The organism is Streptomyces sp. NPDC000410 (genome assembly GCF_040300305.1).
Lineage (GTDB): Bacteria > Actinomycetota > Actinomycetes > Streptomycetales > Streptomycetaceae > Streptomyces.
Genome location: NZ_JBEPDM010000001.1, coordinates 661,956 through 685,344 on the forward strand (window position 1 = coordinate 661,956; position 23,389 = coordinate 685,344).

Here is a 23,389-nt window from a genome sequence, read left to right on the forward strand (position 1 = left end):
GAATGTGCTGTTCACAGCCACTGTTGATGGCCGTTACGAGGACGGCCGCCTCGTAGCGGACCGCCGAGCTTGTCGTACCGCATGGCCGCGGCCCGATGCCTTTCGAGGCGATTAATGCCGCACTCGATCGCGTGCCGAGGCTTGTAGTCCTGAGCGTCGAACTTCGGCGGCCGGCCGCCGCGCGAGCCGCGCTTCTTGCGGCTGAGGGCCTGGGGCGAAGTCTGGACCGGGGCTCCGGTGCGTCCGTCACAGTGTTCCCCTCGCAACCCGCGAGAGCATCGTGGCCGCAACCACGCAAGCGGCGATGGAGGCCCCTGCTCGTCTCATTCCCCACCCGTGATGAAACGCGGACCAGAATAGCGGCCCGGCCGGACGCGCAGTCCGCCACGGCGGAACAGCGCACCTCCGTCGGACGGTCAAGCTGGCTCGGACTCCGTCCACGCCTCGTCCACAGCCGCTGGTAAAGATGCGAAACAGGGAGACGGAGCGAGACAGTCTCATCTGCCCACCTCACGTACGAAAACGGCCCCTGATCCGCGTTTCCGCAGATCAGGGGCCGTCTTGTCGCGTGGCGGCGCCAGGATTCGAACCTGGGTAGGCTAAGCCGACGGATTTACAGTCCGCTCCCATTGGCCACTCGGGCACACCGCCATGGGATGTCACCGCTGGAGACCCCGCATTTCGGCGGCGCTCCGTGGCAACGACGTAAACGATACCTGATATCCGGGGGTGCTACGCCACCGGATTGATCAGCGCCCGTGCGGGGCGCGGGTGACTAGGCTGACCACAATGGTCCGAGCAGCCCCGCAGGCTGCCCACGCACCCGTTTTCGCCCCCGACTTCAAGGAGCCACAGCACATGGCCGACTCCAGTTTCGACATCGTCTCGAAGGTCGAGCGGCAGGAGGTCGACAACGCCCTCAACCAGGCCGCCAAGGAGATCTCGCAGCGCTACGACTTCAAGGGCACCGGCGCCACCATCGAGTGGTCCGGCGACAAGATCCTGATGCAGGCGAGCGGTGAGGAGCGGGTCAAGGCGATCCTCGACATCTTCCAGTCCAAGCTGATCAAGCGCGGCATCTCGCTGAAGTCGCTGGACGCGGGCGAGCCGCAGCTCTCCGGCAAGGAGTACAAGATCTTCGCCTCGATCGAGGAGGGCATCTCCCAGGAGAACGCCAAGAAGGTCGCCAAGGTCATCCGTGACGAGGGCCCGAAGGGCGTCAAGGCGCAGGTGCAGGGCGACGAGCTGCGGGTCAGCTCGAAGAGCCGGGACGACCTGCAGACCGTGATCGCGCTGCTGAAGGGCAAGGACTTCGACTTCGCGCTGCAGTTCGTGAACTACCGCTGAATCCGGGCGTTCGGGGGCGGAGCGGCCGGGCCGCTTCGCCACCGCCCCATGTGCACGATGTCCGAATACCGCCAGCCGCAGCAGGCCCACCGGGTCAGACTCGTAGCTGCGAGACGGTACGAGGAGAGGACGAAGCCATGGACGAGACCGTGGACCGAGCCGTGGACCGAGCCGTGGATCTGGCTGTGGCCGAGGCCGTGGACCGGACCCTGGACCCGACCGCGAGCGACGCCGTGGACCGGACCCTGGACCCGACCGCGAGCGACGCCGTGGACCGGGCCGTGCGCGAGGGCGCGAGCGAGGCCGTGACGGCGTACGCGACCGTGGCCAGCCCGCTGGGTGAGCTGCTGCTGGTCGGCGAACCGTCCGCCACCGCCCCGGGCGGCACGGCACTCGCGTCGCTCTCGTTGCCGGGGCAGAAGGGCGCGGCGGTCGTCCAGGACGGCTGGCGGCACGATCCGGCGGCGTTCGAGGAGATCGCGGGGCAGCTGCGGGCGTACTTCGCCGGCGAGCTGACCCACTTCACGATCGAGTACGCGCGGGGCGACGCCGGCACCGACTTCCAGCGGCGGGTCTGGCGGGCGCTGGAGGAGATTCCGTACGGGGAGACGGTGACGTACGGGCAGATCGCCGAGCGGGTCGGTTCGGCGGGGGCAGGCGTACGGGCGGTGGGGACCGCGATCGGGCGCAATCCGCTGCTCGTCGTGCGGCCCTGCCACCGGGTGATCGGCGCCGATGGCGCGCTGCGCGGCTACGCGGGCGGGGTGGAGCGCAAGGAGCGGCTGCTCGGCCTGGAAGGCGCGCTGGTGTCGTGAGCGGCGGGCTTTTTCCCAAGGAACGGGTCGTGGTGGCGCCCGGCGCGGTGCACGTGCCCGGGTGGCTGGCCATGGCGCGGCAGCGCGAGCTGGTCGAGGCGTGCCGGGGCTGGGCGCGCGAGCCGGTGCCGATCCGGCACACCAGGCTGCCGCGCGGCGGGGTGATGTCCGTGCGGACGGTGTGCGTGGGCTGGCACTGGCAGCCGTACCGCTATACGCGCACGGCCGACGATGTGAACGGCGAACCGGTCGCCGAGTTCCCGGGCTGGCTGGTGGAGTTGGGGCGTGAGGCGCTGGACGAGGCGTACGGCGAGCGGGACGGGGACCACGGCGGCTACGCCCCGGACACCGCGCTGATCAACTTCTATGACGGCGCCGCGAAGATGGGCATGCACCAGGACAAGGACGAGCGGTCGAGCGCGCCGGTGGTGTCCCTCAGCATCGGCGACACCTGCCTCTTCCGCTTCGGGAACACCGAGAGCCGGGGACGGCCCTACACGGATGTGGAGCTGGCGTCCGGAGACCTGTTCGTCTTCGGCGGGGCATCGCGCTTCGCGTATCACGGTGTGCCCAAGGTGTACCCCGGCACGGCCGACCCGGAGCTGGGCCTGACCGGCCGGCTGAACATCACCCTGCGCGAGACGGGGCTCGCCGGCTGACGACCGCGCTCTGGTCAGCGCGAGCGCGAGTGGCCGAACAGGATCCGGTACGCGATCAGCAGCACGAGCGCCCCGCCGATGGCCGATATCCACGTGGCGCCGTCGTAGAACTCCTTGGTGATCGGCCGGTCCAGCCAGCGGGACGATATCCAGCCGCCGATGAAGGCACCGGCGACTCCGATGAGTGTGGTGCCGATGAGCCCGCCCGGGTCGCGGCCGGGAAGAAGGATCTTGGCTATCGCCCCGGCGAGCAGCCCCAGAACGATCCAGCTGATGATGCCCATGCCGTGACCTGCCTTTCTTCGTGCGGTGCTGTCGTCGTGCGGTGCTGTGCTGTCTTTCTTGCAGTGTTGTCGCGGAGGACGACTGCGGTGCGGGGCGCGGTTGCGACCGTCCGTAGGGTGCGTCGTATGACACAGGAACTGCGGCGGTCGCTGGGGGTCTTCGACGCCGTCGTCATCGGGCTGGGGTCGATGGTCGGGGCCGGGATCTTCGTGGCCCTGGCGCCTGCGGCCGGGGCGGCAGGCTCGGCGCCGCTGCTGCTCGTGGGGCTGGGGCTGGCCGCGGTGGTGGCGTACTGCAACGCGATGGCGTCGGCACGGCTCGCGGCCCGGTACCCCGCTTCGGGCGGGACCTATGTGTACGGGCGGGAGAGGCTCGGCCCGTTCTGGGGCTATCTGGCGGGCTGGGGCTTCGTCGTCGGCAAGACCGCCTCGTGTGCGGCGATGGCGCTGACCGTCGGCGCCTACGCGTGGCCCGAGCAGGCGCATGCGGTGGCGGTCGCCGCGGTCGTGGGGCTGACTGCCCTGAACTACGGGGGTGTTCAGAAGTCGGCCTGGCTGACCCGGGCGATCGTGGCGGTCGTCCTGGCGGTCCTGGCGGCGGTGGTCGTCTCCTCTCTCACATCGGCGCCGGCCGATCTCGGGCGGCTGGGGGCGGGCCTCCCCGACAGCGGGGTCGGCAGTGCGGTCGGCGGGGTGCTGCAGGCGGCCGGTCTGCTCTTCTTCGCGTTCGCCGGGTACGCGCGGATCGCGACGCTCGGCGAGGAGGTCCGGGATCCGGCCCGGACGATCCCGCGGGCGATTCCGCTGGCGCTCGGTATCGCGCTCGTCGTGTACGTATGCGTGGCGGTGGCGATCCTTTCCGTGCTGGGTGCGGGGCAGTTGGGGCAGGCGACGGCTCCGCTCGCGGACGCCGTCCGGGCGGCCGGTGCGGACTGGCTGGCCCCGGTGGTGCGGGTGGGCGCGGCAGTGGCCGCGCTCGGCTCGCTGCTGGCGCTGATCCTCGGTGTTTCGCGCACGACACTGGCGATGGCCCGGGACGGCCATCTCCCGCGCACGCTCGCGGCCGTGCATCCCCGTTTCCAGGTCCCGCACCACGCGGAGCTGGCGGTGGGCGCGGTCGTGGCCGTCGCGGCGGGGACGGCCGACGTGCGGGGCGCGATCGGCTTCTCGTCGTTCGGGGTGCTTGTGTACTACGCCCTTGCCAACGCCTCGGCCTGGACACTGAGTTCCCGCTGGCGAGTTCTTGCCACGTGCGGCCTCACGGGGTGCATGGCTCTTGCGTTTGCGCTACCGCTGTCCTCGGTGGTGTCGGGGGCGGCGGTGCTGGCGGCGGGTGCGGTGGCGTACGCGGTGCGGATGCGGCTACGGCCGCGGCTGCGGACACGCACGCGGCGGCGGAGCTAGCGGACTCGGTGGCTCATGGCAGCCGCCGTACGGGGCCCGGGGTCACCGGGTCGCGAAGGGCTGGTCCGACGGGACGATCTCCTTGCCCAGCGGCAGCAGCGAGACGGGGATCAGCTTGAAGTTGGCGATGCCGAGCGGGATGCCGATGATCGTGATGCACAGGGCGATCCCCGTGACGATGTGTCCGAGCACGAGCCACCAGCCGGCCAGGATCAGCCACAGCACGTTGCCGATGCAGGACGCCGCTCCCGCGTCCCGGCGGTCCACCACCGTGTAACCGAACGGCCAGAGGGCGTAGATCCCGATTCGGAACGCGGCCAGACCGAACGGAATCCCGATGATCGTGATGCAGAGCAGCACCCCCGCCAGCAGGTAGCCGAGGAACATCCAGAAGCCGCAGAGAACAAGCCAGATGACGTTGAGGATTGTCTTCATGAGCGGCGACCTGCCATCTGCTCGAGCCGGGCGATACGTTCTGCCATCGGCGGGTGCGTGGAGAACATCTTCGAGAGACCCTGACCAGGGCGGAAGGGATTCGCGATCATCATATGACTGGCGGCCTCGATCTTCGGCTCGGGCGGCAGCGGCAGCTGCTTCGTACCCGCGTCGAGCTTGCGCAGCGCACTGGCGAGGGCGAGCGGGTCGCCGGTGAGCTGGGCGCCCGAGGCGTCGGCCTCGTACTCGCGCGAGCGGCTGATGGCGAGCTGGATCACGGCGGCCGCGAGCGGGCCGAGGATCATGATCAGGAGCATGCCGAACAGGCCGGGGCCCTCGTCGTCGTCCGAGCGGCCGATCGGGATCAGCCAGGCGAAGTTGACCAAAAACATGATCACCGAGGCGAGGGCGCCGGCGACCGACGAGATGAGGATGTCGCGGTTGTACACATGGCTGAGCTCGTGGCCGATGACACCGCGCAGCTCCCGCTCGTCGAGGATCCGGAGGATCCCTTCCGTGCAGCAGACCGCCGCGTTGCGCGGGTTGCGCCCGGTCGCGAACGCGTTGGGCGCCTGGGTCGGCGAGATGTACAGCCGCGGCATCGGCTGGCGCGCCTGCGTGGAGAGCTCCCGCACCATCCGGTAGAGCGCGGGCGCCTCGAACTCACTGACGGGGCGGGCGCGCATGGCCCGCAGTGCCAGCTTGTCGCTGTTCCAGTACGCATACGCGTTCGTCCCGAGGGCCACGAGGACGGCGATGGTCAGGCCCGTACGGCCGAACAGACTGCCGATGACGATGATGAGTGCGGACAGTCCTCCAAGGAGAACAGCGGTCCTCAGCCCGTTGTGCCGGCGGTGCACGGTACGCCCTCCAAATGGTGCGGCAGGGGAACCCTTTGCTGGTCGTGGTCCACTTCCAGTGGACCCTCCCGTACTGGTCAACGCCAGGCGGGAGCAGCGGGTTCCCCTGACCGCGCGGGCGGGGGCTTGGGCCGTCCGGGTGATACGGGCCGGGGCCCTCAGCGCTGTGCCGGGAGCAGCCCGGCCTTCTCCAGTGCTTCGCGGACGGGCTCGACCTCGCTGGTGCAGTGGGCGCAGCGGCTCGCGATCGCGGGGATCTCGGTGTAGCAGCGGGGGCAGTCGCGTACGGCGGCCTTGATGCCGGCCGGCTCCTCCTTGGCGAAGCGGTTCTGCACCTTCATCATCGGGACGACGACGCAGAAGTAGAGCACCGCCGCCGTGATCACGAAGGCGATCGCGGCGCTGATGAAGAGGCCGTAGGGGAACGTCACCCCCTCGACGGTGAAGGCGGCCTTGCTGAAGTCCCCGGTGCCCCGGGTGGCGAGGCCGATCAGCGGGGTGATGAAGGCGTTGCTGAAGCCCGTGACGACCGCCGTGAAGGCGGCTCCGACGGCGAGACCGATCGCCATCGAGATCACGTTTCCGCGGAGAATGAAGTCCTTGAACCCGCTCAGCACTGCTGGCGCTCCTCAGGGTCTGGCTGGTGTGCAGATACGCGGAACACCGTGCCCGGCCCCGGCGCCCCTTGTCGAACCGCCGGTTCGCGGGCCGGGGCCGGCCGTGATCAGAAGAGGCCGACCGCGGCGAAGCGCAGCACCAGCTGGGGATAGCCGGACAGCAGGACGCCCACGACGGCGGTGACGGCGATCGTGGCCGTGACCAGGGCGGGTGCCCGGTGCCGGGAGGGCACGCCTTCCGGTGCGCCCTCGGGCGCGCGGAAGAGCAGGGCGGTCCACTGCAGGTAGTAGTACAACGCGATCACGACATTGACGCCCATGACGACGGCGAGCCAGCCGAGGCCCGCGTCGACGGCGGACGAGAAGACGGTGACCTTGGCGAAGAGCCCGATGATGCCGGGCGGCAGTCCGGCGAGGCAGAGCAGGAAGAAGCCCATGGCGAGGGCGGTGACCGGACGGGTGGAGTAGAGGCCGCGGTAGTCGGCGATCCGGTTCAGCGGCTTCGTACGGGCGACCAGGGCGACGACGGCGAAGGCACCGAGGTTCACGACGGCGTACATCAGGGCGTACGCGACGGTGGAGCCGATCTGGTCGTCGCTGGAGTACGCGGCGGCCGCGATCGGCACCAGGATGTAGCCGGCCTGGCCCACCGAGGACCAGGCGAGCAGCCGGACGGCGCTGAAGGCTCGGGTGGCCGATTGCCGTACGGCCGCGACATTGCCCGCGGTCATGGTGAGCGCGGCGAGGACGGCCATGGCCGGGCCCCATACGTCCGCGTACGCGGGGAACGCGATGACGGTGACGAGAATGAGCCCGGTGAAGCCGACGGCCTTGCCGACGACGGAGAGGTAGGCGGCCACGGGCAGCGGCGCGCCCACGTAGGTGTCGGGCACCCAGAAGTGGAACGGCACTGCGGCCGTCTTGAAGGCGAAGCCCACGAGGGTGAGCGCGACGCCCGCCTGGGCGAGGGTCTCCAGCTGCCCCGGGACGTCGTCCATGCGGGCGGCGATCCGGGTGAGGTGGAGGCTGCCGGTCGTCGCGTACACGAAGCTGACGCCGAGCAGCATCACGGCCGTGGCCGTCACCGAGGAGAGGAAGAACTTCAGCGCCGACTCGCTCGACATCCGGTCGCCGCGCCGCAGGCCGACCAGGGCGAACGCGGGCAGCGAGGCCACTTCGAGGGCGACGACGAGGGTGGCGAGGTCCCGGGAGGCCGGCAGCAGGGCGGCTCCGGCGGCCGAGGAGAGCAGCAGGAACCAGTACTCCCCCGCCGGGAGCTTGTCCTTGGTGTCGGCGACCGAGAGCAGTGCGGTGAGCAGCGCGCCGCCGAGCACCAGGAGCTGGATGACCAGCGTGAAGTGGTCCGCGGTGTAGCTGCAGTCGGCGGGGGCGGTGGTGAGGCAGAAGGTGGAGCGGTCGCCCTTGCGCAGCGGGGCGAGGGAGAGCACCGCGGCGGCGAGACCGGCGATGGCCGCGTAACCGAGGAACGCCTTGTTCCGCTCCGGTACGAAGAGGTCGGCGACCAGGATCAGCAGGGCGACCACCGCGGCGATGGTGGGCGGGGCGATCGCGAGCCAGTCGACGGTCTGGACGAGGTTGGCTGCGGTTTCGGCGGCCAGGGTCATGCCTTTCCTCCCGCGAGGAGCTTCTGCACGGCCGGGTCGGTGAGGCCGAGGAGGACCGCGGGCCAGAGTCCGGCGAGGACGGTGAGGGCGACGAGCGGCGACCAGGCGGCGAACTCGTACCCCTGGATGTCGGCGATCTTCGCCTCGCCCGCGGGGCGGGCGCCGCCCATGCAGACACGGCGGACGACGACGAGGAGGTACGCGGCGGTGAGCAGGGTGCCGAGACCGCCGATCGCCATGAAGGTGAGGAAGGCGGGGCGGCTGAGGCCGTCGGCGGGGTCGAACGCGCCGAACAGGGCGAGCATCTCGCCCCAGAATCCGGCCAGGCCGGGCAGTCCGAGCGAGGCGACGGCGGCGAAGGCGAGCAGTCCGCCGAAGCGGGGCGCGCGGCCGTACAGCGCGGCGCCGGTGGCACCCGCGAGGGCGTCGAGGTCGGCGGTGCCGTAGCGGTCCTTGAGCGCTCCGACCAGGAAGAAGAGGAGTCCGGTGATGAGGCCGTGGGCGATGTTGGCGAAGAGCGCGCCGTTGACGCCGGTGGGGGTCATGGTCGCGATGCCGAGGAGCACGAAGCCCATGTGTCCGACCGAGGAGTACGCGATCAGCCGCTTGAGGTCGCCCTTCGAACCGGGCCTGGCGAGGGCGAGGCAGGCCAGGGATCCGTAGATGATTCCGGCGACGGCGAAGGCCGCGAGGTAGGGGGCGAAGACCTGCATGCCGTCGGGCGCGATCGGCAGGACGATCCGGACGAATCCGTACGTACCCATCTTGAGCAGTACGCCGGCGAGGATGACCGAACCGACCGTCGGGGCGGCGGTGTGGGCGTCGGGGAGCCAGCTGTGCAGCGGCCACATCGGGGTCTTCACGGCGAGCCCGATCCCGATCGCGAGAACGGCGATGACCTGCACGGATGTGCTCAGTCCCCGGCCGTTGTCAGTGGCGAGTGCCACCATGTCGAATGTGCCGGCCTTGACTCCGATGAGGAGCAGGCCGAGCAGCATGACGACCGAGCCGAGCAGGGTGTAGAGGATGAACTTCCAGGCCGCTGGGCGGCGGCCCTCACCGCCCCAGCGGGCGATGAGGAAGTACATCGGGATGAGGACCATCTCGAAGGCCAGGAAGAAGAGCAGCAGGTCGAGTACGGCGAAGGTCGCGAGGGTGCCGGATTCGAGGACGAGCAGCAGGGCGACGAAGGCCTTCGGGGACGGGCCCGCGGGCATCTTGAAGTAGCTGTACAGCGCGCAGAGGAAGGTCAGCAGCGCTGTCATGACCAGAAGGGGGAGGGAAATGCCGTCGACACCGAGGTGGATCCGCACGTCCAGTGCGGGGATCCAGCTGATGTCGGTCGTGGCCTGCATCTTCGACGGCTGGTCGTGGTCGAAGCCGAGCGTGAGGACGATCGCGGCGGCGAGGACGACGCCGGTGACGGTCACACCGTGGCGGAGCACGGCCTGGTCGGGTGACTTCCCCTTCAGCCCGGGCGGGGCGGGCAGGAGGGCGGCCACCGCGCCGATGAGCGGGCCGACGACGAGGAACGCGAGAAGGAACTGCATCACGGATTCGCTGATATCGATCACGGCTCACGCTCCTGCGGCGACGAGTACGGCGGCGATCGCCAGGACGACGGAGCCGGCGAGCAGGGCGCCGAGGTAGGTCTGCACATTGCCGGTCTGGGCCAGGCGCACCAGCCGTCCCAGCCAGTTGGTGCCGGTGCCCGCGCCGTTGACGTACGTGTCGACGACCTCGCGGTCGAGGAAGCGGACCAGCTCGGCGCCGGCCTGGACGGGGCGGACGAACAGGGTGCGGTAGACGGCGTCGAGGTGGAAGCCGGCACTCGCGGGGCGGTGCAGCGGGCCGAGCAGCAGTCGACCGGGGTCGGCGAGGTCGGCGTGCGCGGGGCGCGGCATGTGCAGGGCCTCCGCCTCGACGAGGCCGGGCTCGGCGTCGGGGTGGGGGACGGTCTGGGGCTGTTCCACGGCGGCCGCGGCGGCCCGGGCGCGAGCGGCGAGGGCCGTCGTGTGCCGCCAGGTGCCGTAGGTGACCAGGCCGCCGACGAGGGCGACACCGGTGCCGAGCACGGCCGTGGTGACCGTCGGGCTGAGGGGCTGCCCGCCGAACCAGTCGTCGAGGTAGCCGGCGGTGAGCCCGAGACCGATCGACGGGATGGCGAGCACCCACAGCACGGTGTTCATGGCGAGCGGCTGCTTGCCATGGTCGGGGGCCTCGGCGCCCCGGCCGCGGAATGTGAGCAGCCACAGGCGGGTGGCGTAGGCCGCGGTGAGCAGGGCCGTCAGCAGACCGGCGATCAGGACGGTCCAGCCCGCCGCGCCGGGGGCGACGTCGGACTCACCGAGAGCGGTGTGCTCGGCCGCCACGAGGACGGCTTCCTTGGAGAAGAAGCCGGCGAAAGGAGGAATGGCGGCGAGCGCGAGCAGGGCGACGGTCATCGTCCAGTACGCGTCGGGGATGCGCTTGGCCAGTCCGCTCATCCGGGACATGGCGGTGAGCGAGTTGGTGCCGGCCGCGTGGATGATCACGCCGGCGCCGAGGAAGAGCAGCGCCTTGAACGCACCGTGCGCGATGAGGTGGAAGACGGCGGCACCGCTGTTGCCCACGGCCAGGGCGCCCGACATATAGCCGAGCTGGCCGATGGTCGAGTAGGCGAGGACCCGTTTGATGTCGTCCTGGGCGAGGGCGGCGAGTGCCGAGCCGACCATGGTGACGGCGGCCATCACGGCGAGCACCACGAGGGCGGCCGCGGAGGCGGTGAAGACCGGGAGGAGCCGGGCGATGAAGTAGATGCCGGCGGCGACCATCGTCGCGGCGTGGATCAGCGCGGAGACCGGGGTGGGGCCCGCCATGGCGTCGGGGAGCCAGGTGTGCAGCGGGAACTGCGCGGACTTGCCCGCGACGCCCGCGAGCAGCAGCAGCGCGACGAGCGTGGGGTGGTCGATGAGGCCGTTGTCGACGGCCCTGAGGATCCCGGTGATGCTGAACGTTTTGGCATCCACCGCGAGCGCGAACAGACCGAACAGGAAGGGGACGTCGCCGAGCTTGGTGACCAGGAAGGCCTTGAGGGAGGCCGCACGCGCCTCGGGCGTCTCCCAGTAGTGGCCGACCAGGAAGTACGAGCAGATGCCCATGATCTCCCAGCCGACCAGCAGCACCATGAGGTCGCCGGAGTAGACCACGAGCAGCATCGCGGAGGTGAACAGGGAGACGAGTGCCGCGTACGAGGGGTAACGCGGGTCGTCGCGCAGATAGCCCGTGGAGTAGATCTGCACGCAGGACGCGACGATGCCGACCAGGACCGCGACCAGGACCGCGAAGCCGTCGAGGTACAGGGCGAGGTCGATGGGGACCGAGCCGGTGGGGGTGAGCAGGGTGGCGGCGGTGATCGGCTTGCCACCGCCCTGGCGTACGGCGACCAGGACCGCGAGCACGGCCGCGGCCAGGGTCGGCAGTACCGCCAGGGGGCGTACGAAGCCGGGCGCGGTGCGGCCCAGGAGCAGGCCGGCCACGGCGCCGAGGAACGGGAGAAGGGGGACGAGAACGGCGAGGGTCGTCGTGGTCACGCGGTGGCCTCAGCCTTCTCTGCCGGGGCGGGCTCCGCCGACTCGTCGGCGCGCTCGGCGGTGTCGCGGAGCTTGTCGATGTCCGAGGTTCCGCGGTTGCGGTAGACCATCAGGACGATCGCCAGGCCGATGCCGATCTCCGCGGCGGCGATGGCGATGGTGAACAGGGTCAGCGCCTGGCCGGCGTGAAGGGAGTCACCGAGCCAGACATCGAAGGCGACCAGGTTGAGGTTGACCGCGTTGAGCATCAGCTCGACGGACATCAGCACCAGGATCGCGTTGCGGCGCGCGAGCACTCCGTACAGCCCGGTGCAGAAGAGCAGTACGGAGAGCACCGCGGGATAGGCGAGATGCATCAGCTCGTCTCCTGTCGGTCCGTACCGGATCCCTCCGGGGCCTTCGCGTCCTTGGCCGTCGCGTCCTTCGGGTCCTTCAGGTCCTTCGGGTCCTTGCGGGACAGGACGATCGCGCCGACCAGTGCGGCGAGCAGGAGCACCGAGAGCGCCTCGAAGGGAAGCACCCAGTGCCGGAAGAGGATCTCTCCCGAGACCCGGGTGGAGCCCTGGGCCGGGCCGTCCAGGTCGATCCAGGTGGCGCGGAACGCGTCGACGACCACCCAGACCAGGGCGGCAGCGGCGGCGAGCGCCACGGCGAGGGCGGCCGGGCGGTTGCCGGAGTCGGCGTCGGGCGAACGGCCGATGGGTGCCCTGGTCAGCATCAGCCCGAAGAGGAGGAGGACCACGACGGATCCGACATAGATCAGCACCTGGACCCAGGCGATGAACTCGGCCGTGAGGAGGAGGTACTCGACGGCGAGGCCACCGAGCGTCACGACCAGCCAGAGGGCGGCGTGCACCAGCTGCTTGGTCGTGACCGTCACCGCGGCCGCGCCGAGGGTGGCGATGCCGACGAGGACGAACGCGATCTCGACACCGGTCGGGGACAGGAAGCCGTGCGCTTCGGCTGCGAGGCTCACGACTCGCCCTCCTCGGTGGCGGCGGGCTCGGTCGGGGCAGCGGCCTGCTCGACGGCAGCCTGCTCGGCGGCGAGCTTCTCCGCGGCGAGCTTTTCGGCGGCCTTGCGGGCAGCAGCGATCTCCTTGGGCTCCTCCGCGGCCGGGTCGAGCGCGGGCGGCTCCGGGACCGTCCACATCCATTCGCGGAGCTTGTCCCGCTCATGGGTCAGCTCGTGGATGTCCGTCTCCGCGTACTCGAACTCCGGGGACCAGAACAGCGCGTCGAAAGGACACACCTCGATGCAGATACCGCAGTACATGCAGAGCGAGAAGTCGATCGCGAACCGGTCGAGCACATTGCGGCTGCGCTCACGGCCACCGGGGGTGGCCGCGGGGACCGTCTCCTTGTGGGAGTCGATGTAGATGCACCAGTCGGGGCACTCACGGGCGCAGAGCATGCAGACCGTGCAGTTCTCCTCGAACAGGCCGATCACTCCGCGCGTACGGGGCGGAAGTGCGGGCTGGGCGTCCGGGTACTGCGCGGTGTGGGACTTGCGCGTCATCGTGCGAAGCGTGACGGCGAGGCCCTTGGCCAGGCCGGATCCGGGGATCGGCATTACTGGATCACCACCTTCACGACGCCGGTGAGGGCGATCTGGGCGAGGGCGAGCGGGACGAGCGTCGTCCAGGCGAGCTTCTGAAGCTGGTCCTCGCGCAACCGCGGATAGGTCACTCGCAGCCAGATCACGATGAAGGCGAGCACGGCCGTCTTGAGCAGGGTCCACACCCAGCCCAGGCCGTCGGCGCCGAACGGGCCGTGCCAGCCGCCCAGGAAGAGGACGGTGGTCAGACCGCAGAGGACGACGATGCCCGCGTACTCGGCGAGCAGGAAGAGCGCGAAACGAAGGCCGGTGTACTCGGTGTACGCACCGAAGATGATCTCGGAGTCGGCAACCGGCATGTCGAACGGCGGGCGCTGCAGTTCGGCGAGGCCGGCCACGAAGAAGACCAGGGCACCGACGATCTGCCAGGGCAGCCACCACCACTCGAAGGCGTTGAGGATGCCGGGGAGCGAGACGGTGCCGGCCGCCATGGCGACGGACGCCGCCGCGAGCAGCATCGGCAGCTCGTACGCGAGCAACTGCGCGGCGGTGCGCAGGCCACCGAGGAGGGAGAACTTGTTGGCCGAAGCCCAGCCCGCCATGAGGGAGCCGAGTACGCCGACGCCCATGACGGCGAGGACGAAGAAGATGCCCGCGTCGAGGAGCACGCCGACCGCGCCCTCGCTCGGGCCGATCGGGATGGCGACCAGGACGAGGAGGTAGGGGAGCAGCGCGACGGCGGGGGCGAGCTGGAAGATGCGGCGGTCGGCGTTGGCCGGCACCACGTCCTCCTTCTGCGCGAACTTCACGCCGTCGGCGACGAGCTGGGCCCAGCCGTGGAAACCGCCCGCGTACATCGGGCCGAGGCGGCCCTGCATGTGGGCCATCACCTTGTGCTCGGTCTGCCCGACGACAAGGGGCAGGACGAGGAACACGGCGAAGACGACGACCAGCCGGAGGGCGACATCAAGTGCGTCGTTCACGCGGGGTCGCCTCCTGAGCGGTCGGTGGTGCCGGTGTCGGTATCGGTGCCGGTGTCGGCGTCGGCGTCGGCGTCGGCGTCGGTATCGGTGCCGGTGTCGGTATCGGTATCGGTGCCGGCGTCGGACGTGGCCTCGGGCTTCGGCGCGGGTGCGGGCTCGGCCGCAGGCTCGGGCGCGGCCTCAGGCTTCCCCTCGGGCGCGGGCTCGGCCGCAGGCTTGGCCTCCACGGCAGGCTCGGCCTCGGGCTTCGCCTCGGGCTTGGCCTCGGCCTCGTCGAAGGCCGGGCGCGCGTGGTGCCAGGGGGCGTCGGCGCTGCGGGGGCGCGGGCGCTCCGCCGGGGTCTCGCGCGGGGTTGCCGGAGCCGCCGCCGGGCTCTCCGTGACCGCGGCTTCGGCCTCCGGCTGCGCGGGGGCGGCCGGGCGGCGCTGGCCGGCCGAGCCCTCCGTCACCGTGCGCGAGCGGCGCGGCGGGGTCGCCGGAGCCGCCGGGCTCTCCGTCGTCGGAGCCGTCGGGGTCTCCGCGGCCTGGCTGGCGGAGCCCTCGGAGACGCTGCGGGCGCGCCGCGGCGGGCGGTCCCCCGCGGCGCGGGGGGTACGGGCCGGGCGGGCGGGGGCCGGGGGGAGCTGGCCCTTCAGGGGGCCCCACTCGTTCGGGTCCGGGACGCCGGGCGGGAGCATCTGGCGGCGCTTGGGGCCGCCGTGATCGGACTCCCCCGGCTCCTTGGCCCCCGGCCACGCCTTGGCGACCCGCGCCGCCAGGACGAAGTCCTTGCGCAGCGGGTGTCCCTCGAAGCCCTCCGGGAGCAGCAGCGGCACCAGGTGGGGGTGGTCGGTGAAGGAGACGCCGAACATCTCGTACGTCTCGCGCTCGTGCCAGCCCGCGCCCGCGTAGATCTCCACCGCGGAGGGGAGCACCGGCGCGTCGTGCGGGACGGTGGTGCGCAGGAGGAGGCGGCGGACCGTGTGCCTCTCGGGCCCCGCGGCCTCCAGCGCGACGACATGGGCGCAGACACGGAAGCCCGTGCCCGGCTCGTCGACGGCGCTGAGCCAGTCGAAGTAGCTGCAGCCGAGCTCGTCGCGGGCGGTGCGCAGCGCGTCGGTCCACAGGGCGGCGGGGACGTCCACCGTCAGCAGGTCGTACGCCTGCTCGGCGGTGGCGTCCGGGCCGAAGCGTTCGGCGATGTCCGGGTCGAACGTACTCATGAGGTTGCTCCGGGGGCGGGCGGCGGCGTGGCGAGGCCGCTGCGCAGCTGGCTCACGGACGCGTCGGAGGCCGAGGAGCCGTACCGCTCCGCCAGCGACTCGCGGGCGATCTTCTCCTGGAGCTTGAGGATGCCCTGGAGCAGCGCCTCGGGGCGCGGCGGGCAGCCCGGGACGTAGACGTCCACGGGGATGATCTGGTCGACGCCCTTGGTCACCGAGTACGAGTCCCAGTAGGGGCCGCCGCAGTTGGAGCAGGCGCCGAAGGAGATGACGTACTTGGGCTCGGGCATCTGCTCGTACAGACGCTTCACCGCGGGCGCCATCTTGTCCGTCACCGTGCCCGAGACGATCATGAGGTCGGCCTGGCGCGGGCCGGGCGCGAAGGGGATCACGCCGAGCCGGATGAAGTCGTGCCGGGCCATCGACGCGGCGATGAACTCGATCGCGCAGCAGGCGAGGCCGAAGTTGAAGACCCAGAGGCTGTAGCGGCGGCCCCAGTTCAGGACCACCTTCATGGGCTCGGGGGCGAGCCGGGCGAGGGCGCCCAGCCGCTTCGGTTCCGGAAGCAGCACGGGCTCAGGGTTCTGCGGGGTCACGTCCATGCCAGGACGCCCTTCTTATATGCGTAGAGCAGTCCCACGGCCAGGAAGCCGAGGAAGATGAACATCTCCACGAGCGTCGTCGCGCCGTATCCGGCCGCGGCGAAGACCGTCGCCCAGGGGAACAGGAAGATCGAGTCGACGGCGAAGATCACGTAGAGGAACGAGTAGACGTAGTAGCGGACCTGGGTGTGCGCCCAGCCCTCCCCCACCGGGTCGACTCCGCACTCGTACGTGAGCATCTTCTCCGGGGTCGGTACGACCGGTCGGAGCAGCCGGCCCGCGCCGAAAGCCACCGCGACGAAGAGCACGCCGATCACGGCGAGCAGTCCGACGACCGAATAGCTCTGGAAGTAGTCGGCCGCGAGTACGGTCGGTACGGTCGTTCTCTGCACGTCCGCCCCTCGCTCCCTGCCCGTTCGACGATCTGTACGCACGGGAGTCTAGGCCCTGCTAAAGACACGGTAAGCAGCCGTGTCACGCATCGGACGCTTCTGGTGGGGATATCCCCACCCCACCTCACCCACCTACCCCATGGCGGCTGCCCGCGCCCGCCCGGCAGGCTGAGCGCATGACCACGACCAGCAGCACCATCGCCGACGCCGATCCCTATGCCCATACCGATGCCGGGGACGGCGCCATGGACGGCGCCGGGCCGCCGCCCGCCCGATTCGCGTACGACCGGCACACGTGGAGGGAGATCGCTTATCTCCTGTCCGGTCTGCCGTTCGCGCTTCTCGGATTTGTTTACACGGTTTTCATGGTCGCGGTCGGCGTGGCGCTGTCCGTCACGGTCGTCGGCCTGCCCCTGCTCGCCACCGGGCTGGCCGGGTCCCGGCTGCTCGGCAGGTGGGAGCGGGTGCGGGCGCGCAAGCTGCTGGGCGTGCGGGTGGACGAATCGAGTCGCCTCCCGGGCCCCGGCGACGGCGGCTTCATCCCCTGGCTGTGGACCGCGGTGAAGGACCCGGTGGCCTGGCGGGCGGTGTTGTACGCGTTCCTCCGGCTGCCGTGGGGCGTGCTGTCGTTCGTGGTGACGCTGGTGGGGCTCTTCGTGCTCTGGCCGGTGCTGCCCTTCCTGATACGGGGCATGGCCAACGTCGACCGGGCCATGGTGCGCGGCCTGCTCTCACCCTCCGACGAGCTGGAGCGGCGGATCGCCGAGCTGGAGTCGGACCGGGGCGTGGTCGTGGACACGGCGGCCGCGGACCTGCGGCGGATCGAGCGCGATCTGCACGACGGCGCCCAGGCCAGGCTCGTCGCCCTCGCCATGGGCCTCGGTCTGGCCAAGGAGAAGCTGCTGGAGGATCCGGACGCCGCCGCCGCCATGGTCGACGAGGCGCACGGCGAGGTGAAACTGGCCCTTCAGGAGCTGCGGGACCTCGCGCGCGGCATCCACCCGGCCGTTCTGACCGACCGCGGCCTGGACGCCGCCCTCTCGGCCGTCGCCTCCCGCTGCACCGCGCCCGTGCGGGTCGTCGTCGATCTGCCGGCGCGCCCGGCCGAGGCGATCGAGGGCATCGCGTACTTCACCGTCTCCGAGCTGCTGCAGAACATCAGCAAGCACGCACGGGCCAGTGAGGCGTCCGTCGAGGTGTGGCGGCGCGACGACCGGCTGCTGATCCGGGTCTCGGACAACGGCCGCGGCGGTGCGTCGCCGTCCGGCGGCACCGGCATGGCCGGGCTCGCGGAGCGGCTCGGCGCGGTCGACGGGCTGTTCGTCGTGGACTCCCCGCCGGGCGGCCCCACGGTCGTGACGGCGGAACTGCCGTGGCGCGACCGGGTGCCCGCGGGACTGCGTACGGGTGCCAGGCCCCCCAGGACGGGTGCCAGGCCCCGTACCAGGTAGGGAAAACCCCCGGGGCAAGAGGGATACCGGCCCCATGGTCCGCGCCCGCCGCGACCAGCAGTCTTGAGGCAGCAGGAAACGAAGGCCCAGCCCCCGAGCAGAACGGACGGACACGACGATGGCCACGGCATACGGACGGGAATCGAGTACCCGCCACCACCGCCTTCCGGCGGCGCTGCGTGCGCCGTTCGAAGCCCGCATCTGGCGCGAGTTCGGCTACCTCCTGCTGAGTCTGCCCCTCGCGGTGGTGTTCTTCAGCCTGGCCATATCGTTCACGGCCGCCGGCGTGGGGCTGGCGGTCACCTTCCTCGGCATCCCGATCCTGGCCGGGGCGCTGGCCATGTGCCGCGGCTTCGGGGCGCTGGAGCGCACGCGAGCGCGTGCCCTGCTGCACCTGGACATCGCCACCCCCGCGCGGATACGGCCCAAGCAGAGCGGGCTGATGGCCTGGATGGGCGCGGTGCTGAAGAGCGGGACGTCCTGGCGGCACCTGCTCTACGCGGTCCTGCACATGCCCTGGGCGGTGTTCGCGTTCTGCGTCTCGCTGGTGTTCTGGTCGTTCGGCTGGTTCTTCGCCACGTATCCGCTCTGGTTCTGGGTGTTTCCCTTGTACGGCGGGACGGGCGGCATCCAGCTGTACGGCGACGGCACGCACAACGTCTACCTCGACTCGCCCTTCGAGCTGGCCATGACCAGCCTGGCCGGCCTGCTGCTGATGCTGGTCACGCCGTGGATAGTGCGGGGCCTGACCGGCGTGGACCGGCTGCTCGTCTCGGGGCTGCTCGGTCCGTCCCGGCTGGAGGGCCGCGTCGTGGAGCTGGAGTCGGACCGCGGTGTGGTGGTGGACACGGCGGCGGCCGACCTGCGGCGGATAGAGCGCGATCTGCACGACGGCGCCCAGGCCAGGCTCGTCGCCCTCGCCATGGACCTCGGCCTGGCCAAGGAGAAGCTGCGCGAGGACCCGCAGGCGGCGGCGCGGATGGTGGACGAGGCTCACGGCGAGGTGAAGACGGCGCTGCAGGAGCTGCGGGACCTGGCCCGTGGCATCCACCCGGCCGTCCTGACCGACCGCGGCCTGGACGCCGCCCTCTCGGCCGTCGCCTCCCGCTGCACCGTGCCCGTCCGGGTGGAGGTGGACCTGCCGGTGCGGCCTGCCGCGGCGATCGAGGGCATCGCGTACTTCACCGTCTCCGAGCTGCTGCAGAACATCAGCAAGCACGCACGGGCGAGCCGGGCGTCGGTGGACGTGTGGCGGCGTGACAACCGCCTGATGCTGCAGGTCACGGATGACGGGCGGGGCGGGGCGACGGTCTCGGGGGGCAGCGGGCTGGCCGGTCTGACCGAGCGGCTGGACGCGGTGGACGGGATCCTGGTGGTGGACTCCCCCATGGGGGGACCGACGATGGTCACGGCCGAGCTGCCCTGGCGGGCGTGACACCCGACGTGTCCTGACGCCCTGGCCCCGGGCGGGCGCGGCACCGAGCGCGCCCGCCCGGAGGTCCGAGCGAGCCGCCCGGCCCCCCCGAGCAGGCGTGACACCGAGCACCTCCTCGGCCCCAGGAGGAACGACCGCCCACAAACCACCGGTGATCCTGCGATGCTGTGAGGTGAGACGTACCAGGGCTGGACAGAGAGCGAAAAACGGGGGCTGCAGGTCGTGGAGGACAGGGTGCGGGTGGTCATCGCCGAGGATTCCGTTCTGCTTCGGGAGGGCCTGACCCGGCTGCTGACCGACCGCGGGCACGACGTGGTCGCGGGCGTGGGGGACGCCGATGCGCTGATCAAGACGATCGGGGAGCTGGCGGCGGAGCACGCACTGCCGGATGTCGTCGTCGCCGACGTACGGATGCCGCCGACGCACACCGACGAGGGCATCCGGGCGGCCGTGCGGCTGCGCCGCGACCACCCGGAGATCGGTGTGCTGGTCCTGTCGCAGTACGTCGAGGAGCAGTACGCGACCGAGCTGATCGCCGGGAGCAGCCGGGGTGTGGGGTACCTGCTGAAGGACCGGGTCGCCGAGGTCCGGGAGTTCGTGGACGCGGTCGTCCGGGTGGCCCGGGGCGGCACGGCGCTGGACCCGGAGGTCGTGGCGCAGCTGCTGGGCCGGAGCCGTAAGCAGGACGTGCTGGCGGGGCTGACGCCGCGCGAGCGGGAGGTGCTCGTCCTGATGGCCGAGGGCCGGACGAACTCGGCGATCGCCCGGCAGCTGGTGGTGAGCGACGGCGCGGTGGAGAAGCACGTCAGCAATATTTTCCAGAAGCTGGGTCTGTCCCCCAGCGACGGCGATCACCGGCGTGTTCTGGCCGTTCTGACGTATCTCAACTCCTAGAAACCTGACACCCTGTCAGATGCATCCACGGCGTTCCGCGCGCGCGGGGTGTAGAACCGAAGGGGAAGCCTGGAGTGTCTTCCAGAAAGGACCCGGGGGCGAACGGAACATGGCAAACCAGGGCACCACGGCGTCTCAAAAGGACGTCCAGTATCTGAGCGGCCTCGGGAAGGTGACCCTTACCGACGTAGGGTTGACCTTGGAGCGACCGGTGGGCCGGTCGTACCCGAGCCGCCTCGAAGGAGGTCCAGTTCAGTGACCAGCCAGGTCAGTAGCCCAGCCGAGCACGCAGATGAGGCAGACGAGGCCAACGAGGCACTCGTCGGGGAACAGCGCAGGCCGCCCGGTGCGAAGGAAGTCCGCCACCTGGACCGGGTGATCATTCGCTTCGCCGGTGACTCCGGTGACGGTATGCAGCTGACAGGTGACCGTTTCACGTCGGAGACGGCGTCGTTCGGCAACGACCTGTCGACCCTGCCGAACTTCCCCGCCGAGATCCGCGCGCCCGCCGGCACCCTCCCCGGCGTGTCCAGCTTCCAGCTGCACTTCGCCGACCACGACATCCTCACCCCCGGTGACGAGCCGAACGTCCTGGTGGCGATGAACCCCGCCGCGCTCAAGGCGAACATCGGCGACGTACCGCGCGGCGGCGAAATCATCGTCAACACCGACGAGTTCGCCAAGCGGGCCATGGCCAAGGTCGGCTACGACACCAGCCCGCTCGAGGACGGCTCGCTGGACGCGTACAACGTCCATCCCGTGCCGCTCACCACGCTGACCATCGAGGCGCTCAAGGAGTTCGGCCTCTCCCGCAAGGAGGCCGAGCGCAGCAAGAACATGTTCGCGCTGGGCCTGCTGAGCTGGATGTACCACCGGCCGACCGAGGGAACCGAGAAGTTCCTGCGCACGAAGTTCGCCAAGAAGCCGCAGATCGCCGAGGCGAACGTGGCCGCCTTCCGGGCCGGCTGGAACTTCGGCGAGACCACCGAGGACTTCGCCGTCTCCTACGAGGTCGCCCCGGCGGTCAAGGCCTTCCCGACCGGCACCTACCGCAACATCTCCGGGAACCTGGCCCTCTCCTACGGCCTCGTCGCCGCGAGCCGGCAGGCCGATCTGCCGCTCTACCTGGGCTCCTACCCCATCACCCCGGCCTCGGACATCCTGCACGAGCTGTCCAAGCACAAGAATTTCGGTGTACGGACCTTCCAGGCCGAGGACGAGATCGCGGGCATCGGCGCGGCGCTCGGCGCGGCCTTCGGCGGCTCGCTCGCCGTGACCACGACCTCCGGCCCCGGTGTGGCGCTGAAGTCCGAGACGATCGGGCTCGCCGTCTCGCTGGAGCTGCCGCTGCTCATCGTGGACATCCAGCGCGGCGGCCCCTCGACCGGTCTGCCCACCAAGACCGAGCAGGCCGACCTGCTCCAGGCGATGTACGGGCGCAACGGCGAGGCCCCGGTGCCGGTCGTCGCCCCGAAGACGCCCGCGGACTGCTTCGACGCGGCGATCGAGGCGGCCCGGATCGCGCTGACCTACCGCACGCCCGTCTTCCTGCTCTCCGACGGCTACCTGGCCAACGGAAGCGAGCCGTGGCGGATCCCGGACATCGACGAACTCCCCGACCTGCGGGTGCAGTTCGCCACCGGGCCCAACCACACGACCGAGGACGGCACCGAGGTCTTCTGGCCGTACAAGCGCGACCCGCAGACACTGGCCCGCCCCTGGGCCGTGCCCGGCACGCCCGGCCTGGAGCACCGGATCGGCGGCATCGAGAAGCAGGACGGCACGGGCAACATCTCCTACGACCCGGCCAACCACGACTTCATGGTCCGCGTCCGCCAGGCGAAGATCGACGGCATCGAGGTCCCGGACCTGGAGGTCGACGACCCGGACGGCGCCCGCACCCTGGTCCTGGGCTGGGGGTCGACGTACGGCCCGATCACCGCCGCCGTGCGCCGACTGCGGATCGCCGGAGAGCCCATCGCGCAGGCCCATCTGCGCCACCTCAACCCCTTCCCCGGGAATCTCGAAGAGGTCCTGAAGCGTTACGACAAGGTAGTGGTGCCCGAGATGAACCTCGGCCAGCTCGCCACCCTGATCCGGGCGAGATTCCTGGTCGACGCTCACTCGTACAACCAGGTCAACGGCATGCCGTTCAAGGCCGAGCAGCTCGCCACGGCTCTCAAGGAGGCCATCAATGACTGAGATGCTCTCGCTGGTGCCCAAGGCCGAGGCCAAGCAGTCCATGAAGGACTTCAAGTCGGACCAGGAGGTCCGATGGTGCCCCGGTTGCGGTGACTACGCGATCCTCGCCGCCGTGCAGGGCTTCATGCCCGAGCTCGGTCTGGCGAAGGAGAACATCGTCTTCGTCTCCGGTATTGGCTGCTCGTCCCGTTTCCCGTACTACATGAACACGTACGGGATGCACTCCATCCACGGCCGCGCCCCCGCGATCGCGACCGGGCTCGCCTCCTCCCGCCGCGATCTGTCCGTCTGGGTCGTGACCGGTGACGGTGACGCGCTCTCCATCGGCGGCAACCACCTGATCCACGCGCTGCGCCGCAACGTCAACCTCAAGATCCTGCTGTTCAACAACCGGATCTACGGTCTGACCAAGGGCCAGTACAGCCCGACCTCCGAGGTCGGCAAGATCACGAAGTCGACGCCGATGGGCTCGCTCGACGCGCCCTTCAACCCGGTGTCGCTGGCGATCGGGGCCGAGGCCTCCTTCGTCGCCCGTACGGTCGACTCCGACCGCAAGCACCTCACCGAGGTGCTGCGCGCCGCCGCCGACCACCCGGGCACGGCACTGGTGGAGATCTACCAGAACTGCAACATCTTCAACGACGGTGCCTTCGACGCCCTCAAGGACAAGGAGCAGGCCGAGGAGGCCGTGATCCGGCTGGAGCACGGGCAGCCGATCCGCTTCGGTGCGGACCGCGCGAAGGGTGTCGTACGCGACCGGGCCACCGGCGATCTGAAGGTCGTCACGGTCACGCCGGACAACGAGTCGGAGATCCTGGTCCACGACGCGCACAGCGCCAGCCCGACCACGGCCTTCGCGCTGTCCCGCCTGGCGGACCCGGACACGCTGCACAACACCCCCATCGGTGTGTTCCGCAGCGTCGACCGCCCGGTGTACGACACGCAGATGTCCGAGCAGCTGGACGCCGCGATCGAGCAGAACGGCAAGGGCGACCTCGCCGCGCTGCTGGCCGGCAACGACACGTGGACCGTCGTCGGCTGAGGCTCTGAGGC

Annotated in this window: 23 protein-coding genes, 1 tRNA gene and 1 pseudogene; 9 read left to right on the top strand and 16 right to left on the bottom strand. The window is 70.5% G+C overall.

Annotation, left to right across the window (positions count from 1 at the left end; translation table 11 throughout):
• Positions 1 to 11: 11 nt before the first annotated feature.
• Positions 12 to 203, bottom strand: a pseudogene (locus ABT342_RS03080) (IS5 family transposase); the annotation flags it as partial.
• A gap of 366 nt (positions 204 to 569) precedes the next feature.
• A tRNA-Tyr gene (locus ABT342_RS03085) sits at positions 570 to 651 on the bottom strand.
• A gap of 207 nt (positions 652 to 858) precedes the next feature.
• Between ABT342_RS03085 and ABT342_RS03090 the strand changes: the two genes are divergently transcribed.
• From ABT342_RS03090 to ABT342_RS03100, 3 genes are all read left to right on the top strand, one after another.
• The gene (locus tag ABT342_RS03090; protein WP_351566083.1) at positions 859 to 1,347 is read left to right on the top strand and encodes a YajQ family cyclic di-GMP-binding protein; all 489 of its coding nucleotides are present in this window, start codon (positions 859 to 861) and stop codon (positions 1,345 to 1,347) included.
• Between the two features lie 305 nt (positions 1,348 to 1,652).
• Complete coding sequence (locus tag ABT342_RS03095; RefSeq protein WP_351566325.1) at positions 1,653 to 2,162, top strand: methylated-DNA--[protein]-cysteine S-methyltransferase; 510 nt, start codon at positions 1,653 to 1,655, stop codon at positions 2,160 to 2,162.
• The gene (locus ABT342_RS03100) at positions 2,159 to 2,821 is read left to right on the top strand and encodes an alpha-ketoglutarate-dependent dioxygenase AlkB family protein (protein ID WP_351566086.1); all 663 of its coding nucleotides are present in this window, start codon (positions 2,159 to 2,161) and stop codon (positions 2,819 to 2,821) included. The genes ABT342_RS03095 and ABT342_RS03100 overlap by 4 nt, the downstream gene beginning before the upstream one ends.
• 14 nt (positions 2,822 to 2,835) lie before the next feature.
• On the opposite strand, the gene ABT342_RS03105 is transcribed toward ABT342_RS03100, so the two are convergent.
• A complete protein-coding gene (locus tag ABT342_RS03105) occupies positions 2,836 to 3,105 on the bottom strand; it encodes a GlsB/YeaQ/YmgE family stress response membrane protein (protein WP_351566089.1) in 270 nt (89 codons plus the stop codon).
• Between the two features lie 126 nt (positions 3,106 to 3,231).
• Between ABT342_RS03105 and ABT342_RS03110 the strand changes: the two genes are divergently transcribed.
• Positions 3,232 to 4,509 carry an APC family permease gene (locus ABT342_RS03110; RefSeq protein WP_351566092.1) on the top strand — a complete coding sequence of 426 codons (1,278 nt, stop codon included), beginning with the start codon at positions 3,232 to 3,234 and terminating at the stop codon, positions 4,507 to 4,509.
• A gap of 42 nt (positions 4,510 to 4,551) precedes the next feature.
• Here the strand turns inward: ABT342_RS03110 and ABT342_RS03115 are convergent, their stop codons facing one another.
• From ABT342_RS03115 to ABT342_RS03175, 13 genes are all read right to left on the bottom strand, one after another.
• Positions 4,552 to 4,944: a YccF domain-containing protein gene (locus ABT342_RS03115; RefSeq protein WP_351566095.1), complete on the bottom strand. Its 393-nt coding sequence runs from the start codon at positions 4,942 to 4,944 to the stop codon at positions 4,552 to 4,554.
• Positions 4,941 to 5,804 (bottom strand): zinc metalloprotease HtpX, encoded by an 864-nt coding sequence (gene htpX / locus ABT342_RS03120; protein ID WP_351566098.1) that lies wholly within the window; start codon positions 5,802 to 5,804, stop codon positions 4,941 to 4,943. The genes ABT342_RS03115 and htpX overlap by 4 nt, the downstream gene beginning before the upstream one ends.
• Positions 5,805 to 5,962: 158 nt before the next feature.
• Positions 5,963 to 6,421 (bottom strand): large conductance mechanosensitive channel protein MscL, encoded by a 459-nt coding sequence (gene mscL / locus ABT342_RS03125; protein WP_351566101.1) that lies wholly within the window; start codon positions 6,419 to 6,421, stop codon positions 5,963 to 5,965.
• A gap of 107 nt (positions 6,422 to 6,528) precedes the next feature.
• Positions 6,529 to 8,046 (bottom strand): NADH-quinone oxidoreductase subunit N, encoded by a 1,518-nt coding sequence (locus ABT342_RS03130; protein WP_351566104.1) that lies wholly within the window; start codon positions 8,044 to 8,046, stop codon positions 6,529 to 6,531.
• Complete coding sequence (locus ABT342_RS03135; RefSeq protein ID WP_351566108.1) at positions 8,043 to 9,620, bottom strand: complex I subunit 4 family protein; 1,578 nt, start codon at positions 9,618 to 9,620, stop codon at positions 8,043 to 8,045. The genes ABT342_RS03130 and ABT342_RS03135 overlap by 4 nt, the downstream gene beginning before the upstream one ends.
• 3 nt (positions 9,621 to 9,623) lie before the next feature.
• Entirely contained in the window at positions 9,624 to 11,618 is a 1,995-nt protein-coding gene (locus ABT342_RS03140) for an NADH-quinone oxidoreductase subunit 5 family protein (RefSeq protein ID WP_351566113.1), read from the bottom strand.
• Positions 11,615 to 11,974, bottom strand: a complete 360-nt coding sequence (gene nuoK / locus ABT342_RS03145; RefSeq protein ID WP_351566116.1) for an NADH-quinone oxidoreductase subunit NuoK — start codon at positions 11,972 to 11,974, stop codon at positions 11,615 to 11,617. The genes ABT342_RS03140 and nuoK overlap by 4 nt, the downstream gene beginning before the upstream one ends.
• Positions 11,974 to 12,594 carry an NADH-quinone oxidoreductase subunit J family protein gene (locus tag ABT342_RS03150; RefSeq protein WP_351566119.1) on the bottom strand — a complete coding sequence of 207 codons (621 nt, stop codon included), beginning with the start codon at positions 12,592 to 12,594 and terminating at the stop codon, positions 11,974 to 11,976. Before ABT342_RS03150 ends, nuoK begins: the two co-directional genes overlap by 1 nt.
• Entirely contained in the window at positions 12,591 to 13,190 is a 600-nt protein-coding gene (locus ABT342_RS03155) for a NuoI/complex I 23 kDa subunit family protein (protein ID WP_351566122.1), read from the bottom strand. The genes ABT342_RS03150 and ABT342_RS03155 overlap by 4 nt, the downstream gene beginning before the upstream one ends.
• Positions 13,190 to 14,158 (bottom strand): complex I subunit 1/NuoH family protein, encoded by a 969-nt coding sequence (locus tag ABT342_RS03160; protein WP_351566125.1) that lies wholly within the window; start codon positions 14,156 to 14,158, stop codon positions 13,190 to 13,192. Before ABT342_RS03160 ends, ABT342_RS03155 begins: the two co-directional genes overlap by 1 nt.
• Positions 14,155 to 15,360, bottom strand: a complete 1,206-nt coding sequence (locus ABT342_RS03165; RefSeq protein ID WP_351566128.1) for an NADH-quinone oxidoreductase subunit C — start codon at positions 15,358 to 15,360, stop codon at positions 14,155 to 14,157. Before ABT342_RS03165 ends, ABT342_RS03160 begins: the two co-directional genes overlap by 4 nt.
• On the bottom strand, positions 15,357 to 15,962 hold the full coding sequence (locus tag ABT342_RS03170) for an NADH-quinone oxidoreductase subunit B (RefSeq protein ID WP_351566131.1): 606 nt from the start codon (positions 15,960 to 15,962) through the stop codon (positions 15,357 to 15,359). The genes ABT342_RS03165 and ABT342_RS03170 overlap by 4 nt, the downstream gene beginning before the upstream one ends.
• Positions 15,953 to 16,354: an NADH-quinone oxidoreductase subunit A gene (locus tag ABT342_RS03175; protein WP_351566134.1), complete on the bottom strand. Its 402-nt coding sequence runs from the start codon at positions 16,352 to 16,354 to the stop codon at positions 15,953 to 15,955. Before ABT342_RS03175 ends, ABT342_RS03170 begins: the two co-directional genes overlap by 10 nt.
• Positions 16,355 to 16,599: 245 nt before the next feature.
• Between ABT342_RS03175 and ABT342_RS03180 the strand changes: the two genes are divergently transcribed.
• From ABT342_RS03180 to ABT342_RS03200, 5 genes are all read left to right on the top strand, one after another.
• Positions 16,600 to 17,805 carry a sensor histidine kinase gene (locus ABT342_RS03180; protein ID WP_351566327.1) on the top strand — a complete coding sequence of 402 codons (1,206 nt, stop codon included), beginning with the start codon at positions 16,600 to 16,602 and terminating at the stop codon, positions 17,803 to 17,805.
• Between the two features lie 118 nt (positions 17,806 to 17,923).
• Positions 17,924 to 19,240, top strand: coding sequence for a sensor histidine kinase (locus ABT342_RS03185; protein WP_351566136.1), 1,317 nt, complete (start codon positions 17,924 to 17,926; stop codon positions 19,238 to 19,240).
• Positions 19,241 to 19,474: 234 nt separating this feature from the next.
• Complete coding sequence (locus ABT342_RS03190; protein WP_351566329.1) at positions 19,475 to 20,134, top strand: LuxR C-terminal-related transcriptional regulator; 660 nt, start codon at positions 19,475 to 19,477, stop codon at positions 20,132 to 20,134.
• 255 nt (positions 20,135 to 20,389) lie between these two features.
• Positions 20,390 to 22,336 (top strand): 2-oxoacid:acceptor oxidoreductase subunit alpha, encoded by a 1,947-nt coding sequence (locus ABT342_RS03195; RefSeq protein ID WP_351566137.1) that lies wholly within the window; start codon positions 20,390 to 20,392, stop codon positions 22,334 to 22,336.
• Entirely contained in the window at positions 22,329 to 23,378 is a 1,050-nt protein-coding gene (locus ABT342_RS03200) for a 2-oxoacid:ferredoxin oxidoreductase subunit beta (protein WP_351566139.1), read from the top strand. The genes ABT342_RS03195 and ABT342_RS03200 overlap by 8 nt, the downstream gene beginning before the upstream one ends.
• The last annotated feature ends 11 nt before the right edge of the window (positions 23,379 to 23,389 follow it).

Coding starts and splice junctions, on each gene's coding strand:
- ABT342_RS03200 (WP_351566139.1), top strand. CDS start 22,329: ATGACTGAGATGCTCTCGCTGGTGCCCAAGGCCGAGGCCAAGCAGTCC.
- ABT342_RS03090 (WP_351566083.1), top strand. CDS start 859: ATGGCCGACTCCAGTTTCGACATCGTCTCGAAGGTCGAGCGGCAGGAG.
- ABT342_RS03185 (WP_351566136.1), top strand. CDS start 17,924: ATGGCCACGGCATACGGACGGGAATCGAGTACCCGCCACCACCGCCTT.
- ABT342_RS03105 (WP_351566089.1), bottom strand. CDS start 3,105: ATGGGCATCATCAGCTGGATCGTTCTGGGGCTGCTCGCCGGGGCGATA.
- ABT342_RS03180 (WP_351566327.1), top strand. CDS start 16,600: ATGGACGGCGCCGGGCCGCCGCCCGCCCGATTCGCGTACGACCGGCAC.
- nuoK (WP_351566116.1), bottom strand. CDS start 11,974: ATGCATCTCGCCTATCCCGCGGTGCTCTCCGTACTGCTCTTCTGCACC.
- ABT342_RS03165 (WP_351566128.1), bottom strand. CDS start 15,360: ATGAGTACGTTCGACCCGGACATCGCCGAACGCTTCGGCCCGGACGCC.
- ABT342_RS03155 (WP_351566122.1), bottom strand. CDS start 13,190: ATGCCGATCCCCGGATCCGGCCTGGCCAAGGGCCTCGCCGTCACGCTT.
- ABT342_RS03170 (WP_351566131.1), bottom strand. CDS start 15,962: ATGGACGTGACCCCGCAGAACCCTGAGCCCGTGCTGCTTCCGGAACCG.
- ABT342_RS03115 (WP_351566095.1), bottom strand. CDS start 4,944: ATGAAGACAATCCTCAACGTCATCTGGCTTGTTCTCTGCGGCTTCTGG.
- ABT342_RS03130 (WP_351566104.1), bottom strand. CDS start 8,046: ATGACCCTGGCCGCCGAAACCGCAGCCAACCTCGTCCAGACCGTCGAC.
- ABT342_RS03110 (WP_351566092.1), top strand. CDS start 3,232: ATGACACAGGAACTGCGGCGGTCGCTGGGGGTCTTCGACGCCGTCGTC.